Source organism: Stutzerimonas stutzeri (assembly GCF_018138085.1).
GTDB lineage: Bacteria > Pseudomonadota > Gammaproteobacteria > Pseudomonadales > Pseudomonadaceae > Stutzerimonas > Stutzerimonas stutzeri_AI.
Window position 1 is genome coordinate 1,202,256 of sequence record NZ_CP073105.1, and the last position, 14,165, is coordinate 1,216,420.

The window sequence follows — 14,165 nt, forward strand, 5'->3', positions numbered from 1 at the left end:
TCTCCTGAACACCCGCAGCCCGTGCTAGCAGGGCCATCGAAAAACCGTCTGCGTTGGCGACGTTCGTCAAAGGCAGCCTTGATGCGGGCCCATCGGTGCTGGTTGGAAAACACCTGAGCTGCACGTTTCGACTGTTTTGATTCACTGCGCATGCCCTTGGGCCGGCCTTCGGCTGTGGCCGCCTTCGGTCGTTGCGCCTCGTCTTGCCTGCCTCGCCTACGTTTTCAACGGCTGCTCGACCGCCAAGGCGGACCTGCTTCGAACACGCTGCACGTGGAATGCGGCGCCAGGGGCTCGGTGCGGATCACGCACGTTGCCAATTTCGAGGCGGGCCAGCTGTGCAGGCCACTCGCTTGGTTGAAGGTGTTGCTGGGGTCGTCCCATCGCTTGTGGCCGGGTCAGCCCCGATCAGCTAAAACAAAGCCCACAGCGGATGCCGTGGGCTTCGGTTGGGTGGTTAAAGGCTCACTTGGCTTCGGTCTTGGTGCCGTCCTGGTGCCATTCGTAAACCACGAAGTTGAAGTCCTTCAGGTCGCCCTTCTCGTCGAACGAGAGGCTGCCGGTCGGGGTATCGAAGGTGTTGCTGCGCAGCGCCTTGGCGACCTCTTCGGTATCCGTGCTGCCGGCCTTCTCGATGCCCTCGGCAATGACCTGCACGGCGGCGTAGGCCGGGAACACGAACGGGCCGCTCGGGTCCTGCTTCTTCGCCTTGAATGCATCGACCAGTTCCTGGTTGCGCGGATCCTGATCGAACGACTTCGGCAGCGTAACCAGCATGCCTTCCGAAGCTGGACCGGCAATGGCGGAAATTTCCGAGTTGCCGACGCCTTCAGGCCCCATGAACCGCACGTTCAGGCCCTTCTCCTTGGATTGGCGCAGCAGCAGGCCGAGTTCCGGGTGATAGCCGCCGTAGTAGACGAAATCCACGCCTGCCTGCTTGAGCTTGGAAATCATCGAGGAGAAGTCCTTGTCGCCGGCGTTGATGCCTTCGAACAGGCTGACCTTGACGCCTTTCTTCTCCAGGGTTTCCTTCACGGCGGTAGCGATGCCTTCACCGTACTGCTGCTTGTCGTGGATGACGGCCACGTTCTTCGGCTTGACGTGGTCGGCAATGTAGTTGCCGGCGGTCGGGCCCTGCAGGCTGTCCAGGCCGATGGTGCGGAAGATCAGCTTGTAGCCGCGCGAGGTGATTTCCGGGCTGGTGGACGCCGCGGTGATCATCAGGATGCCTTCGTCTTCGTAGATGTCGGATGCCGGCTGGGTCGAGCTGGAGCACAGATGGCCGACCACGAAGCTGATGCCGTCATTGACGATCTTGTTGGCAACCGCGACCGCCTGCTTCGGGTCGCACGCGTCGTCATACACGACACCTTCGAGCTGCTTGCCGTCGACGCCGCCTTTTTTGTTGATCTGCTCGATGGCCATCTGGGCACCGATGAACTGCATGTCCCCGTATTGCGCAACGGCTCCGGTGACCGGGCCGGCCAAACCGATCTTGATCGTGTCGGCGGCAAGCGTGTAGCTCGCGGCTCCTGTCAAAGCGATAGCCATGAAAAGTTTGGACAGACGTTGCTTGGTCTTCATATGCGCTCCACTTGCATCATTATTGTTTGAATCCTGCTGGCTGCAGTGTCGTTACGGGGCAAACGTCCCCAAACGGTACGGCAACTGTACCGGCACAGTGTAGAAGCGTCAGCACCTGTTTGCACAGTCAGGAATCATCCGGTTGATGAGATTTACCCGAACGCTATCATTGCGCCCTTTACGTAAACGGGTAGGTCCCATGAACGAAGATTCAAGCACTCTCTATGCCAAGCTGCTGGGCGAAACCGCATCGATCACCTGGCAGGAGTTGCAACCCTTCTTCGCCCGCGGTGCCTTGCTGCGCGTGGTTGGCGACGTCGATCTGATCGAAGCCGCCCAGGCCGTCGCGCAAGACGATCGAGAGAAGGTAGCCGAGTGGCTGGCGAAAGGCCATATGGCCAAGCTCGAAGCCGACCAAGCGCAGGATTGGCTGGAGCGTGATCCTCAGCTCTGGGCTGTGGTGGTGGCACCGTGGGTATTGGTCCAGGAGCGGGGTGAGCGCCCGGTACTGCACTGATCAGGGGCGCTCCGCACGCGTTGCCGACCATTCATGTGACCTTCTTGCAGGTGTCCTTGCGATTGGGCATCTGTTTGCACTTCTAACCCAATGTTCGCAGCGCGCCGTCATCCTGCTCGAGAGTGTTGGCCAGCCTCTGTCGACGATGAACAGTTGCTCAGGCCTGGATATCAGCCGCGCACCCAGCGCATTCGTGCCCAGCCACTCAGGGCGTCGACCGCCAACACCATCAGCAGCATGGCGAGGATAACCGTTGAGGCTTGTGCTTCCTGGAACAGGCTGAGGCTCATGTAGAGCATCTGACCCAGGCCACCCGCGCCGACGAAGCCAAGCACGCTGGCCATGCGGATGTTGTTTTCCCAGCGATACAGGGTGTAGGCCATCAGTTGTGGCCAGAGGACGGGCAGCGTGCCGTAGCAGAAAGCGCTGATGCGACTGCTACCTGCCAGGCGCAACGCCTCGGCTGGCGCGTTCGGCGTGTTTTCAAGGGCTTCGGCGAACAGCCTCCCCAGCACTCCGGCGGTGTGTAGCGCCAGCGCCAGGGTGCCGGCGTTCGGGCCAAGACCGGCGGCAAGGACCATCAGCGCAGCCCAGACCAGTTCCGGTACGGCACGCAGGGCATTGAGCAGCAGCCGCGCTGCGCCTTTGGCGATCAGGCCGACGCGGCCCGCTGCCGGAAGTGCCAGCAGCGCCCCGAGCAGTGCCGCCAACAATGTGCCCATCGCCGACATCGCCAGGGTTTCCAGGGCGGCGTAGCCAATCGCCCGCAGGTGGCCGGCCGACAGGTCGGGGTGGAGAAAGCCGGCGGCGTAGTCGGCCATCTGCCGCAGGCCGTCGACACTGAACACTGCGCCGGCCTCGAGTTGCAGAAAAACGAACGAGCCGATCACCGCAGCGATCAGCAACAGCGGCCATGCGTAGCGCGACAGGGCGTTCATGCGAAGCTCCGGCGCAACAGCTGGCTGATGAGGTCGGCCAGTAGCACCAGCAGCAGGAAAGTCAGCAGCATGCTCGCCACTTCACCACCGGCGAACATGCGCATCGACAGGTCCATCTGCTGGCCCAGCCCGCCCGCGCCGACGAAGCCCATGACCACCGACGCGCGCACCGCGCATTCCCAGCGGTAGACGGTATACGAGAGCATCTCTCCGGTGGCTTGAGGCAGTACGCCGTAGGCGAACGCCTGGAGCCGCGAGCTGCCTGCCCCGAGCAGGGCGCGGATCGGCAGCGGGTCGACCGACTCGAAGATTTCGGCGTAGACCTTGCCCAGCATGCCGGCGTAAGTGATGGCGATGGCCATTACCCCGGCGGTCGGCCCGAGGCCCACCGCGCGCACGAACAGCAGCGCCCAGACGATCTCCGGCACACTGCGCAAGAGGATCAGCAATCCTCGCACCGGCCAGCGAGCCGCCTCGGCCCATTTTCCAGGCCGTCCGCCGCGGCTGAGTGCCGACAGTGACAAGGCGCGGGTAGCCAGCAGGGCGCAGGGAAACGCTACGATCAGCGCCAGCGCCATGCCCGCGGTCGCGATCGCCAGGGTTTCCAGGGTGGCGCGGCCCAGCAGTCGCAGAAAGGCTTCGTCATGTGCCGGGGGCCAGAAACCGGAAAGGAACACGCCCATGGTCTCGGCATTGCTGCCGTCGACCAGCACGCTCAGGTCGAGTTCGCTCAGCGACAGGCCTGGCCAGAGCAATGCCAGCGTCAGCAGCGTCACCATCAGCCGCGGACCGGCGGCCGGGTCCCTTCGGGTGAGCGAAGACGTCAGCATCGAGGCACGTGCAACGGCAGATCGGGCAGCGTCAGCAGGGTTTGCTCGCCGTCCAGCTGTTCATTGGCATAAAGCGCCTCGAGTTCGACAGGCGTGACCTGCGCTGCGGCTTTGTCGAACAGAATGCCTCCGGCGCGGACTCCAATGACCCGCGGGAAATGCTCCAGTGCCAGCTCGACGGCGTGCAGGCTGGCCAGCAGGGTCGCCTGACGGCGCACGCTGTCGCGGTTGAGCACGCCCAGAGAATACGCGGCGAGCACCGGATCCATCGCCGATACGGGCTCGTCGGCAAGCACCAGCTCAGGTTGTTGGTAAAGCACGCGGGCGATGCCGACACGTTGCAGTTGCCCGCCGGAAAGCTCGTCGCAGCGCACATAGAGCTTGTCCTCCAGATCCAGCCGGCTCAGCGCCTCGGCCGCGCCCCGGATATCCAGCGGATAGACCAGGCTGGCAAGGCTGCGAGCCAGTGACCACTGACCCAGACGGCCAGCCAACACGGCGGTGATGACGCGTTGCCGCGGGGGAAGGGGTGGCGCCTGGTGAATCAGTCCCACGCGCGTGCGCAATTTCTGCCGCGCCCCTGCGGACATCGACCACGGCGCGCAGCCCAGCATCTCGAAGTGCCCGCTGCTGGGTTGAATATGGCTGGCCAGCAGGCGCAGCAGGGTGGTCTTGCCGGCGCCGGACGGGCCGATGATCGCCACGCGCTCGCCCTGTGTGATGGTCAGGTCGATATCCTGCAAGGCGAGCGTGCCGTTGGCGTGGCGCTGGCTCAGGCCGGCCAGGCGCAGGCACGGAGCGGCCAGGGCGTAGTCTTGCGCGGGTGACATCTTCATCGATGGACTCATCGTGACGGGAGCGTTCGCAGTGGGGATGTCCACGGCCCGGATTCGCGTTGGACGGAGCGGCGCCTGCGGGGGGCGTGCCCCTAGGTACGGCTAGGTGGGCCGGCCGGGTGCCGGCCACTTCGTGGCCGCTGCGTGTGGGAGCCGCGGCTCTACTTCAGCAAACCAGCGGCACGCGCGGCTTGCTCGATGCCTTCGTAATTTTCCGCGCGAGTCTCGATGAAGCGGCTGGCGGCTTGCAGATCGAGAATCTTCTTGTGTTCCGGGTTGGCTGGGTCGAGCGCGAGGAACGCCGCCTTGATCTTGTCCACCAGCACTGGATCGAGATCGCCGCGCACCGTCCAGTTGTAGTCGTAGTACGGCGGTGTGGTGGAGATCACTCGCACCTTGTCCGTGTCGACCTTGCCTGCGGCGACCAGTTTTTCCCACACCGACGCATTGAGCACGCCACCGTCGGCTTTGCCGGCTTCGACCCAGGCGGCAGTCGCGTCATGCGCGCCGGAGTAGGCGATGCGCTTGAAGAACTGCTCGGGATCGATGCCGTCCCTGATCATGAAATAGCGTGGCATCAGGCTGCCGGAGGTCGAGGAGACGGAGCCGAAGGCGAAGGTCTTGCCCTTGAGATCCTGCAGCGTTTTCACGTCGGGATCGGCGGTGATGAATTTGCTGGTGAACTGTTCGTCCTGCTCGCGCTGCACCAGAGGGATCGCATCGCCGGTCTTCAGGCGGGTCTGGACAAAGGTGAAACCACCGAGCCAGGCCAGGTCGAGCCGATCGGACGCGAGCGCTTCAACCACGGCGGCATAATCGGAGACCGGGGTGAATTTCACCGGCATGCCCAGTTCTTTCTCGAGGTATTTGCCCAGTGGCTCGAACTTGCGGATCAGTTCGGTTGGCGCTTCGTCGGGGATAGCCGACACCCGAAGCGTTTCGGCGGCATGAGCGGTTACGAAAGACAAGGATACGGCAAGGCCGGCAAGGGCTGCCAAGGTGCGCTTCAGCATTGTGGTTCTCCGGTTAAATAGCGGAAAGCGCGCGGATTATAGAGGTTGCAAGCCCTGCACGGGCAAGTCGCTTCGTGGCGGCGGCGGAGGATGTCGGCGATCGCGGCGGCGGATTCGTCCTGGCCAGCCTGAGCATCAGCCCCAAAAAAGTCTGGCTCGGCCTAAACATTTTTTTTGTGATTCAGATCTCGGTTAACTAGAATCGCCGCCTTCACGGACGATGGTGGCTTATTGCTATGAATCCAAGGCAGGACAAGCGCACGCTTCATGCCCTTCGTAAACACATCGATGAATTACTCGCCTCCGGGGCGACGATCACCTCGCGCGATCCGGTGACGATCGTCACCGCGGGGGAGACGTTGAAAGTCAGGCAGGGCATGTTGGTCGGTTACTCCGGCTTTCTCGATATGGTCGAGCCGGCGGCGGACCATGACTGGCCGGACGCGCTGAGGCAGATGGCGATCGATCTCTGCATCAAACAGCTCGACCAGGCCATCGAGGCCCTGGAGCGTCGCCAGCCATCGACCACTCAGGCCCCTGCGGCCAATGACGGCTCGGTCGTCGGCTGACATCCGCATCGCTCCGGGATCGTTGCCCGGCTTGGCCCTGCCTCGCGGCGGATCGCGTACCGGGTTTCTCACGGGGCTGCTATATCCTCAGTAAACGAACTGGGCGAGAACGCTTCGGTCAGGTCCGAATCAGACGTGCATGGATGCTTCGTCGGTATCGATCATCGGAGGGGCCATGCACGAGCCAACCGCGCAACACGGATTCATCCCACCCTACATCCTCGACCGGATCATCGATCACGGCTCGCAAGGGCAGCGCGAGCGCGCGCTGGGCACCTTGACGCATGTACGCAGCCTGCTGCCGAATCCCGGTCCGCCCAAGCGCCAGCCTATGGTCGGCGTCGTGCCCGAGGGGGCTCGGCCAGGGGAGCCGCGGCGCAGCATCCACGATGCCCAGCAACAAATGGTGTTGCCGGGTGTGCTGGCGCGGATCGAAGGCCAACCGGCCGTCGGCGATGCGGCGGTCGATGAGGCCTATGAAGCGCTTGGCAAGACACACCAGTTCTTCTGGCAGGTGCTGGGCCGCAACTCGATCGACAATCACGGGTTTCCGCTGGTCGGGACGGTGCATTACGGCGTCGGCTACGAAAACGCCTTCTGGAACGGTGCGCAGATGGTCTTTGGCGACGGTGACGGCGAGATCTTCAATCGCTTCACCTCATCGCTGGATGTCGTGGCGCACGAGCTGGCCCACGGGGTGATCGAAAGCGAGGCAGGGCTGGTCTATTTCAACCAGTCCGGCGCGTTGAACGAGTCGATCTCCGATGTGTTCGGGGTGTTGGTCAAACAGTTCGGCCTCGGCCAGACTGCGGATCAGGCGGACTGGCTGATCGGCGCCGAGCTGCTGACCGACAAGGTGCAGGGTGTTGCGCTGCGCTCGATGGCCAACCCGGGAAGCGCCTACGACGACCCGTTGCTGGGCAAGGATCCACAACCGGGGCACATGCGCGACTACGTCGACACTCGCGACGACAACGGCGGTGTGCACCTCAACTCCGGCATTCCCAACCGCGCGTTCTACCTGGCGGCGACGGCCATCGGCGGCCATGCCTGGGAGACGGCCGGGCGCATCTGGTACGACACCCTCTGCGATCGCCGTTTGGCCAACGATGCGAGTTTCGCTGCGTTCGCCCAGCTCACCCTGGTTCATGCCGAGGCGCGCTTCGGTGACGCGGATGAGCTGCGGTTCGTGCGGCGGGCCTGGGCCGACGTTGGGGTATCAGTGAGCTGAGGAGGGTTCCATGAAACAGCTGCCACCGTTGGGCAAGGATGCGTCCGTGCGCTTGTCGAGGCAGGGCGGCTTCGCCGCGATCCAGGCACTCAGTCGGCCTCGCGAAATCGATTTCGCCAGCTGCGACGAGCAGCAGCGCGGACAGTTGTGTTCGCTGTTGGAGGGCTGCCTGCCGCTGGCGTCGGACGACGGCGGGCATGGCGACCGTCGTTACTATCAGATCGAGTTGCGTTACCGGGAGCGGGAGCGCGACGACGAGATGGTGCTGCGTATCCCGGAAGAGCAGGCGCCTGGGGAACTGGTGCGGCTCTGGGACAAGGGCGAACTACGCTGAAGCCGACTTGCGCCTACGCATTGTCGCGGGGCTAGAATCGCCGACCCCCGTTTTCCGAGGAACGCTTCATGTCCGAGTTGCCATCCGTTGCCTTCGCCGGCATTGGCTTGATGGGTCATCGCATGTGCCATCGGCTGCTTGCCGCCGGTTACCCGCTGACCGTCTGGAACCGTTCGCCTGAAAAATGCGCGTCCCTGGTCGAAGCCGGTGCACGGCGGGTAGATAGCCCGGCCGAACTCTGTGCTGCCGCCGATCTGGTGCTGCTGTGCCTGGCCGATACCGCAGTCGTGCGCGAGGTGGTTTTCGGCGCAGGCGGCATCGTCGAGGGCGCACGGCCTGGCCAGTTGCTGATCGACCACTCCAGCCTCGAGCCGGCCGCTACGCGCAACATGGCTGCCGAGCTCGAATCACGCTGCGGCATGTACTGGGTCGATGCGCCGGTGTCCGGTGGCACGGCCGGCGCCGAGGCGGGCACGCTGGCGATCATGGCCGGCGGTCGCGCTGAAGATGTCGAGCGCGCCCGCCCGGTGCTGGCGCATCTGGGCCAGCGGCTGACCCACATGGGTGGCGTCGGCGCGGGTCAGGTGACCAAGGCCTGTAACCAGATGATCGTCGGCTGCAATGCGCTGGTCATCGCCGAAGTGGTCGCCCTGGCCGAACGCTCCGGCGTCGACGCCAGTCTGCTGGCGCCGGCGCTGGCCGGCGGCTTCGCCGATTCGAAACCGCTGCAGATCCTCGCCCCGCAGATGGCCGCCAGCGAATTCGAACCGGTGAAATGGTACGTGCGAACCCTGCTCAAGGACCTGGATACGGCGGTCCGGTTGTCCCGTGAGGCGGGCAGCGCGACGCCAATGGCGGGGCTCGCCGCGCAGCTGATGCGCCTGCACGGGAGCCATGGCCATCTGGAGCACGACCCCTCCACCCTGATCGAGCTGTTCCGGGAGCGAGTCCAATGAAGATTGCCGCCAACCTGTCCATGTTGTTCAACGAGCTGCCGCTGGCCGAGCGCATCATGGCGGCGAAGGTCGCTGGCTTCGATGGCGTGGAAATCCAGTTTCCCTATGAATTGCCGGCGATTCGCCTGAAGGAATTGCTCGAGCGGGCGGGATTGCCACTGGTGCTGATCAACCTGCCGGCGGGGGATTTCATGACCGGTGGCGCCGGGCTGGCGGCGGTGCCATCGCGACAGGCCGACTTCGACGCGGCGTTGCAGGAAGCCTTGAGCTACGCCGCAATGACCCGCCCGGCCTGCGTCAACGTGCTACCCGGCCGGCTGGCCGCCGGCGTCTCGCGCGATGAGGCGCTGGACACCCTGGTCGCCAACCTGCGCAAGAGCGCCGACGCCTTTGCGCTGCTCGGCATCCGGGTACTGTGCGAGGCGATCAACCCGCTGGACATGCCGGGCTTTCTGATCAACACGCCCGAGCATCTAAAGGTGCTGCTCGAGCGCGTCGATCATTCCAACTGCCAGGCGCAGTTGGATCTTTACCACATGGCTCGCCAGGAGCTGGATGTCGCGGCGGGGATCCGGCTGCTGGGCGAGCGAATCGGTCATGTGCAATTTGCCGACTGCCCCGGTCGCGGCGCGCCGGGTAGCGGCTCGGTGGCGTTCGAACCCTTGTTCGATGCGCTGCGCGAGGTGAACTACGACGGTTGGCTGGCGGCCGAATACCGCCCCGAAGGCCCGAGTACCACGGCCGGGCTCGCCTGGCTCGAGGGCTGGCGGCGGCTCTGAGCCGCCGCATTGGCTGGCATAAGCGAAGATGATGGTGACAGACAGGCGGCGCGGAGAACTCTAGAGTCAGTTCGCGAGTCGGTCAGCAAGCGGCCGGCGCATAACAATAACTCGAGAGCGACGTCATGCAGCCATCCACCCAAGCCGCGAACGCCTGGCGCGTCCTGTTCCTGCTGTTTCTGGCCAACCTGTTCAACTTCTTCGATCGCACCATTCCGGCGATCATCGCCGAGCCGATCCGGCTGGAGTGGAATCTCAACGATTTCCAGCTGGGCCTGATCGGCACGGCCTTCACCATCATCTATGCGATCGCCGGGGTGCCGCTGGGGCGCATGGCCGACGTCGGCTCGCGTCGCAAGATCATGGGTTGGGGGCTCACCGTCTGGAGCGGCCTGACGGCGGTCAACGGCTTCGCCTGGAACTTCTGGAGCTTTCTGCTGGTGCGCATGGGCATCGGCATCGGTGAAGCCAGCTACGCGCCGGCCGCCAACTCGTTGATAGGTGATCTGTTCCCGGCCAACAAGCGCGCCCGGGCGATGGGCATCTTCATGCTCGGCCTGCCGCTGGGGCTGCTGCTGGCGTTTTTCACCATCGGCTCGATGGTGCAGTACTTCGGTAGCTGGCGTGCGCCGTTCTTCATCGCCGCCGTCCCGGGCCTGGTGCTGGCGCTGTTCATCTTCCTGGTGCGCGAACCTCAGCGCGGAGCAGCCGAGACGGTCAAGGTTTCCCAGGAGCCGGTGCAGCAACCGGTGCGCAAGGTCCTGGCGATCCGCACCTTCTGGTGGCTGGTACTGGCGGGATTGGCGTTCAACTTCGCCACCTACGCCTGCAACGCCTTCATGGTGCCGCTGTTGATGCGCTATCACGCCGTGCCGCTGGTGGAGGCGTCCATCGCTACCGGTGTGATCGTCGGCCTGACCGGTCTGATCGGCCTGACCTTCGGCGGCTGGGTTGCCGACAAGATCCATCAACGCTTCGCCCGGGGCCGGCTGATCTTCGCTGCCGTGAGCATGGCCGTCGCCACCCTGGCGACGGGCTACGCGCTGCTGGCAGGGCGCATCGAGGTCGGCGTGTTCGTGGCGGTCTTCAGTATCGGCTGGCTGTTTTCCTACAACTTCTACACCTGCGTCTACACCGCCATTCAGGACGTGGTCGAGCCGCGCCTTCGGGCCACGGCCATGGCGCTGTTCTTCGCCGGGCTGTACCTGCTCGGAGGTGGCATGGGCACTGTGGTGGTGGGGCTGCTGTCGGACCATTTCGCCACTGCGGCGATGCTGGCCGCCGGGGCCAGCGAGATGAGCGAAGTGTTCCGGGCCGAAGGGTTGCACGGCGCCATGTACCTGATCCCGGCGTCGCTGCTGCTGACCATGGTGTTCCTGTTCCAGGCGTCGCGCACCTTCTGTCATGACGCCAAGCGCATGACCGACGGCATGAGTCTGTCAGTCAGCGAAGCCGAGGCCGCTCTGGCCTGATCCCCCAGGCTGTCGACCGCCCGTTGGCGGTCGGCGGCAGGCTCTCCGACGATTGACCTGCAAACTCGTGCAGGCTCGCATACACTGCGCGGCCGTTTTTTGGCAGTCCGGACCGCTTATGCAAAACCCGACCCCCGCCCGTGCCTGCGGCGTCGACTTCGGCACCTCCAATTCCACCGTTGGCTGGTGGCGCCCCGGCACCGATCCGCTGCTGGTGCTGGAAGACGCACAGCACACCCTGCCGTCCGTAGTTTTCTTCAACGTCGAGGAGCGCCGCCCGGTGTACGGCCGGTTGGCCCTGGCCGAGTATCTGGAAGGCTACGAAGGGCGGCTGATGCGTTCGCTCAAGAGCCTGCTGGGCTCCAAGCTGCTCAAGAGCGAAACTACGGTGCTGGGCAGCGCCATGCCGTTCAAGGACATCCTCGCGCTGTTCCTCGGTACGCTCAAACAGCGCGCTGAAGAGCAGGCCGGGCGCTCCTTCGACGAAGTGGTGCTGGGCCGCCCGGTGTTCTTCGTCGATGACGATCCGCAGGCCGACAAGGAAGCCGCCGATACCCTCGCGGCCGCCGCCCGGAAGATCGGCTTCAAGGATGTGTCGTTCCAGTACGAGCCCATTGCAGCGGCGTTCGATTACGAGTCGCGCATCGAGCGTGAGGAGCGCGTGCTGATCGTCGACATCGGTGGCGGTACATCGGATTTTTCCCTGGTAAGGCTGGCCCCGGAGCGACGGGCGATCGACGACCGTCAGAGCGACATCCTCGCCACCTCCGGCGTGCACATCGGCGGCACCGACTTCGACAAGCAGCTCAGCCTGCAGGGCGTGATGCCGCTGTTCGGCTACGGCAGCCGGATGAAAAGCGATGCGCCGATGCCCACCAGCACGCACCTCAACCTGGCCACCTGGCACACCATCAATGCGGTCTATGCGCCGGCTTCGCTGCGCGCACTGCAGAGCATGCGCTACGACATCGTCGACCCCACCGGCATCGACCGGCTGTTCAGCCTGATCGAGCAGCGCGCCGGACACTGGCTTGCCATGCAGGTGGAGCAGGGCAAGATCGAGTTGACCGAGCATGAACGCTACCTGATCGACTTCGCGCGAATCGAACCCGGCCTGGAAGCCGCGCTGACACGGCCCGTATTCGAAACGGCGATCGAGCCGCTGCTCGAACGAATCCGCGCCAATGTCAGTCAATTGCTGGCAAGTGCCGGGCTCAAGCATGCGGATATCGATACGGTGTTCTTCACCGGCGGTTCGAGTGCCATTCCGGCGTTGCGCCAGAGCGTTGCCGCACTGCTGCCGCGGGCACGTCACGTCGAGGGCAATCGCTTCGGCAGCATCGGCAGCGGTCTGGCCATCGAGGCGCGCAAGCGCTACGGTTGATTCGCCCGTCATGCCTGCTGTCTCAAGCCTGGCAGCGGGCCTGATCGGGGGTTTTCATGGGGTACAAACTGCGTCCGCGAGATCCAGCTGTCGAGGTGCGCAAGGTCGCCCGGCAGGGGTTCGACAAAGCCATCGAGGCCTTGAGCGTGCCGCCCGCGGAGCGGGGCGAAGGCGTGCACCAGGCACGCAAGCGCTTCAAGGAGCTGCGCGCGTTGCTGCGGCTGGTGCGCAAACCGCTGGGTGACGAATTTCAGCGCGAGAACCATCACCTGCGGGACCTGGGCCGGCAACTGGCCGAGTCGCGCGACGCCACCGCCATGCTGGAAAGCTGGGACGCGCTGGCGGCACGTTTCCCCGAGCCGTTCGCCGAGACGACGTTCAGGCAGGCCAGGCGGCGGCTACGGGCCAGGGCAGATCACGCCGGAAGCGGCGTTGCCGAGATCGACACGCGCATCGCCAAGGTGATCGACGAGCTGAAGGGCGGGCAGGTCCGTATCGACAGCTGGCCGCTGCAGGCCAAGGGCTTCGATCTGTTGGCGGGCGGAATAAAGCGCACCTACGCCGATGGCTGCGCGGAGCTGGCCAGGGTCAGGCTCGATCTGAGCGACGAGCAGCTCCATCAGTGGCGCAAGCGGGTCAAGGATCACTGGTACCAGACGCGGTTGCTGGCGCCGAGCTGGCCGAAGCTGATGCAGTTGCGCAGCGACTCGTTGAAGAAGCTCGCCGATCTGCTCGGCGATGACCACGATCTCGCGGTGATGCGCCAGCTCATGCAGCAACAGCCGGAGCTGTTCGGCGACGAGGCGATGCAGGAGCGCCTCGGCAACCTGATTGCCGAGCGTCGCAGCGAGTTGCAGAGTGCTGCGCTGAAGCTGGGCGGCGAACTTTACGCTGAGGCGCCTGCAGAGTTGGTGGCGCGCTGGCGGCGCTACTGGGACGGCGCCACCGAGTAGCGCGCGGGTTGCCGGGCCGATCTGGTGTCAGGTCGCCTGGCTGTTTTGCTCGTGATTGTCAGCACCGTTTCCAGCTCGGTGCGAGTGAACCGATCATTGCAGCCGGCAGGTATTCGCGCAGCTTGCCGATGAGCTGCCAAGGGTAACGGCGCCCGGCCCAGGCCGTGTGCGCCGTCGTTCGGTCAGAGCTTCTTCGCCGAAACGATCTTCACCGGTGTCAGCGGTACGTTCTGCATCATGCTGCGGTTGCCGGTCGGCACCTGGGCGATCTGGTCGACCACGTCCATGCCGCGCACCACCTTGCCGAACACCGCATAGCCGAAATCGCGGCTGCCATGGTCGAGGAAATCGTTGTCACGGTGATTGATGAAGAACTGGCTGGTGGCCGAGTCGACGCTCTGGGTACGGGCCATCGCCAGGGTGCCACGGACGTTGTGCAGGCCATTGTCGGCCTCGTTCTTGATCGGCTCGCGGGTCTTCTTCTGATTCAATCCTTCGTTGAAGCCACCGCCCTGAACCATGAAGCCCGGGATCACCCGATGGAAAACGGTGCCGTCATAAAAGCCGCTCTCGACGTATTCGAGAAAGTTCTTCGTGCTGATCGGCGCCTTCTCGGCTTCCAGTTCTATTTCGATTTCGCCCATGCTGGTGTTGAGCAGGACGTGAGGATTCTCCGCGGCAAGCAGGTTGCCGGCCAGCAGTAGCGAACAGGCGGCGAGTACGAGTCGTTTCATGGTGCGTTCCTGGTATGGGTAAGCCTGGGTGGCCC

The 14,165-nt window shown here is 64.4% G+C and carries 15 protein-coding genes; 9 read left to right on the forward strand and 6 right to left on the reverse strand.

Annotated features, from left to right (window positions below):
* Positions 1 to 465 precede the first annotated feature (465 nt).
* A complete protein-coding gene (locus KCX70_RS05730) occupies positions 466 to 1,584 on the reverse strand; it encodes a branched-chain amino acid ABC transporter substrate-binding protein (RefSeq protein ID WP_021209602.1) in 1,119 nt (372 codons plus the stop codon).
* A gap of 199 nt (positions 1,585 to 1,783) precedes the next feature.
* Between KCX70_RS05730 and KCX70_RS05735 the strand changes: the two genes are divergently transcribed.
* Positions 1,784 to 2,101 carry a DUF2288 domain-containing protein gene (locus KCX70_RS05735; RefSeq protein WP_212619552.1) on the forward strand — a complete coding sequence of 106 codons (318 nt, stop codon included), beginning with the start codon at positions 1,784 to 1,786 and terminating at the stop codon, positions 2,099 to 2,101.
* Between the two features lie 170 nt (positions 2,102 to 2,271).
* On the opposite strand, the gene phnE is transcribed toward KCX70_RS05735, so the two are convergent.
* From phnE to KCX70_RS05755, 4 genes are all read right to left on the reverse strand, one after another.
* Positions 2,272 to 3,039, reverse strand: coding sequence for a phosphonate ABC transporter, permease protein PhnE (gene phnE, locus KCX70_RS05740; protein WP_021209600.1), 768 nt, complete (start codon positions 3,037 to 3,039; stop codon positions 2,272 to 2,274).
* Positions 3,036 to 3,869, reverse strand: coding sequence for a PhnE/PtxC family ABC transporter permease (locus tag KCX70_RS05745; RefSeq protein WP_212619553.1), 834 nt, complete (start codon positions 3,867 to 3,869; stop codon positions 3,036 to 3,038). Before KCX70_RS05745 ends, phnE begins: the two co-directional genes overlap by 4 nt.
* Positions 3,863 to 4,705 (reverse strand): phosphonate ABC transporter ATP-binding protein, encoded by an 843-nt coding sequence (locus KCX70_RS05750; protein WP_249121700.1) that lies wholly within the window; start codon positions 4,703 to 4,705, stop codon positions 3,863 to 3,865. The genes KCX70_RS05745 and KCX70_RS05750 overlap by 7 nt, the downstream gene beginning before the upstream one ends.
* Positions 4,706 to 4,866: 161 nt before the next feature.
* Positions 4,867 to 5,718: a putative selenate ABC transporter substrate-binding protein gene (locus KCX70_RS05755; RefSeq protein ID WP_212619555.1), complete on the reverse strand. Its 852-nt coding sequence runs from the start codon at positions 5,716 to 5,718 to the stop codon at positions 4,867 to 4,869.
* Between the two features lie 236 nt (positions 5,719 to 5,954).
* Here KCX70_RS05755 and KCX70_RS05760 point away from each other — a divergent pair, with 236 nt between their 5' ends.
* From KCX70_RS05760 to KCX70_RS05795, 8 genes are all read left to right on the forward strand, one after another.
* The gene (locus KCX70_RS05760) at positions 5,955 to 6,287 is read left to right on the forward strand and encodes a hypothetical protein (protein ID WP_102851384.1); all 333 of its coding nucleotides are present in this window, start codon (positions 5,955 to 5,957) and stop codon (positions 6,285 to 6,287) included.
* Between the two features lie 175 nt (positions 6,288 to 6,462).
* Positions 6,463 to 7,518, forward strand: a complete 1,056-nt coding sequence (locus KCX70_RS05765; protein ID WP_212619556.1) for a M4 family metallopeptidase — start codon at positions 6,463 to 6,465, stop codon at positions 7,516 to 7,518.
* A gap of 10 nt (positions 7,519 to 7,528) precedes the next feature.
* The gene (locus tag KCX70_RS05770) at positions 7,529 to 7,852 is read left to right on the forward strand and encodes a protealysin inhibitor emfourin (protein WP_212619557.1); all 324 of its coding nucleotides are present in this window, start codon (positions 7,529 to 7,531) and stop codon (positions 7,850 to 7,852) included.
* Positions 7,853 to 7,920: 68 nt separating this feature from the next.
* Complete coding sequence (locus KCX70_RS05775; RefSeq protein WP_212619558.1) at positions 7,921 to 8,808, forward strand: NAD(P)-dependent oxidoreductase; 888 nt, start codon at positions 7,921 to 7,923, stop codon at positions 8,806 to 8,808.
* Positions 8,805 to 9,587: a hydroxypyruvate isomerase family protein gene (locus tag KCX70_RS05780; protein ID WP_212619559.1), complete on the forward strand. Its 783-nt coding sequence runs from the start codon at positions 8,805 to 8,807 to the stop codon at positions 9,585 to 9,587. Before KCX70_RS05775 ends, KCX70_RS05780 begins: the two co-directional genes overlap by 4 nt.
* 125 nt (positions 9,588 to 9,712) lie before the next feature.
* Complete coding sequence (locus KCX70_RS05785; RefSeq protein WP_102851380.1) at positions 9,713 to 11,059, forward strand: spinster family MFS transporter; 1,347 nt, start codon at positions 9,713 to 9,715, stop codon at positions 11,057 to 11,059.
* A gap of 118 nt (positions 11,060 to 11,177) precedes the next feature.
* Positions 11,178 to 12,443: an Hsp70 family protein gene (locus tag KCX70_RS05790; RefSeq protein ID WP_102851379.1), complete on the forward strand. Its 1,266-nt coding sequence runs from the start codon at positions 11,178 to 11,180 to the stop codon at positions 12,441 to 12,443.
* 56 nt (positions 12,444 to 12,499) lie between these two features.
* The gene (locus KCX70_RS05795; RefSeq protein WP_212619560.1) at positions 12,500 to 13,396 is read left to right on the forward strand and encodes a CHAD domain-containing protein; all 897 of its coding nucleotides are present in this window, start codon (positions 12,500 to 12,502) and stop codon (positions 13,394 to 13,396) included.
* Positions 13,397 to 13,578: 182 nt separating this feature from the next.
* Here the strand turns inward: KCX70_RS05795 and KCX70_RS05800 are convergent, their stop codons facing one another.
* Entirely contained in the window at positions 13,579 to 14,130 is a 552-nt protein-coding gene (locus tag KCX70_RS05800; RefSeq protein ID WP_021209588.1) for a peptidylprolyl isomerase, read from the reverse strand.
* Between the last annotated feature and the right edge of the window lie 35 nt (positions 14,131 to 14,165).

Coding starts and splice junctions, on each gene's coding strand:
- KCX70_RS05760 (WP_102851384.1), top strand. CDS start 5,955: ATGAATCCAAGGCAGGACAAGCGCACGCTTCATGCCCTTCGTAAACAC.
- KCX70_RS05770 (WP_212619557.1), top strand. CDS start 7,529: ATGAAACAGCTGCCACCGTTGGGCAAGGATGCGTCCGTGCGCTTGTCG.
- KCX70_RS05800 (WP_021209588.1), bottom strand. CDS start 14,130: ATGAAACGACTCGTACTCGCCGCCTGTTCGCTACTGCTGGCCGGCAAC.
- KCX70_RS05775 (WP_212619558.1), top strand. CDS start 7,921: ATGTCCGAGTTGCCATCCGTTGCCTTCGCCGGCATTGGCTTGATGGGT.
- KCX70_RS05755 (WP_212619555.1), bottom strand. CDS start 5,718: ATGCTGAAGCGCACCTTGGCAGCCCTTGCCGGCCTTGCCGTATCCTTG.
- KCX70_RS05730 (WP_021209602.1), bottom strand. CDS start 1,584: ATGAAGACCAAGCAACGTCTGTCCAAACTTTTCATGGCTATCGCTTTG.
- KCX70_RS05780 (WP_212619559.1), top strand. CDS start 8,805: ATGAAGATTGCCGCCAACCTGTCCATGTTGTTCAACGAGCTGCCGCTG.
- KCX70_RS05790 (WP_102851379.1), top strand. CDS start 11,178: ATGCAAAACCCGACCCCCGCCCGTGCCTGCGGCGTCGACTTCGGCACC.
- KCX70_RS05735 (WP_212619552.1), top strand. CDS start 1,784: ATGAACGAAGATTCAAGCACTCTCTATGCCAAGCTGCTGGGCGAAACC.
- phnE (WP_021209600.1), bottom strand. CDS start 3,039: ATGAACGCCCTGTCGCGCTACGCATGGCCGCTGTTGCTGATCGCTGCG.
- KCX70_RS05750 (WP_249121700.1), bottom strand. CDS start 4,705: ATGAAGATGTCACCCGCGCAAGACTACGCCCTGGCCGCTCCGTGCCTG.
- KCX70_RS05785 (WP_102851380.1), top strand. CDS start 9,713: ATGCAGCCATCCACCCAAGCCGCGAACGCCTGGCGCGTCCTGTTCCTG.
- KCX70_RS05745 (WP_212619553.1), bottom strand. CDS start 3,869: ATGCTGACGTCTTCGCTCACCCGAAGGGACCCGGCCGCCGGTCCGCGG.
- KCX70_RS05795 (WP_212619560.1), top strand. CDS start 12,500: ATGGGGTACAAACTGCGTCCGCGAGATCCAGCTGTCGAGGTGCGCAAG.
- KCX70_RS05765 (WP_212619556.1), top strand. CDS start 6,463: ATGCACGAGCCAACCGCGCAACACGGATTCATCCCACCCTACATCCTC.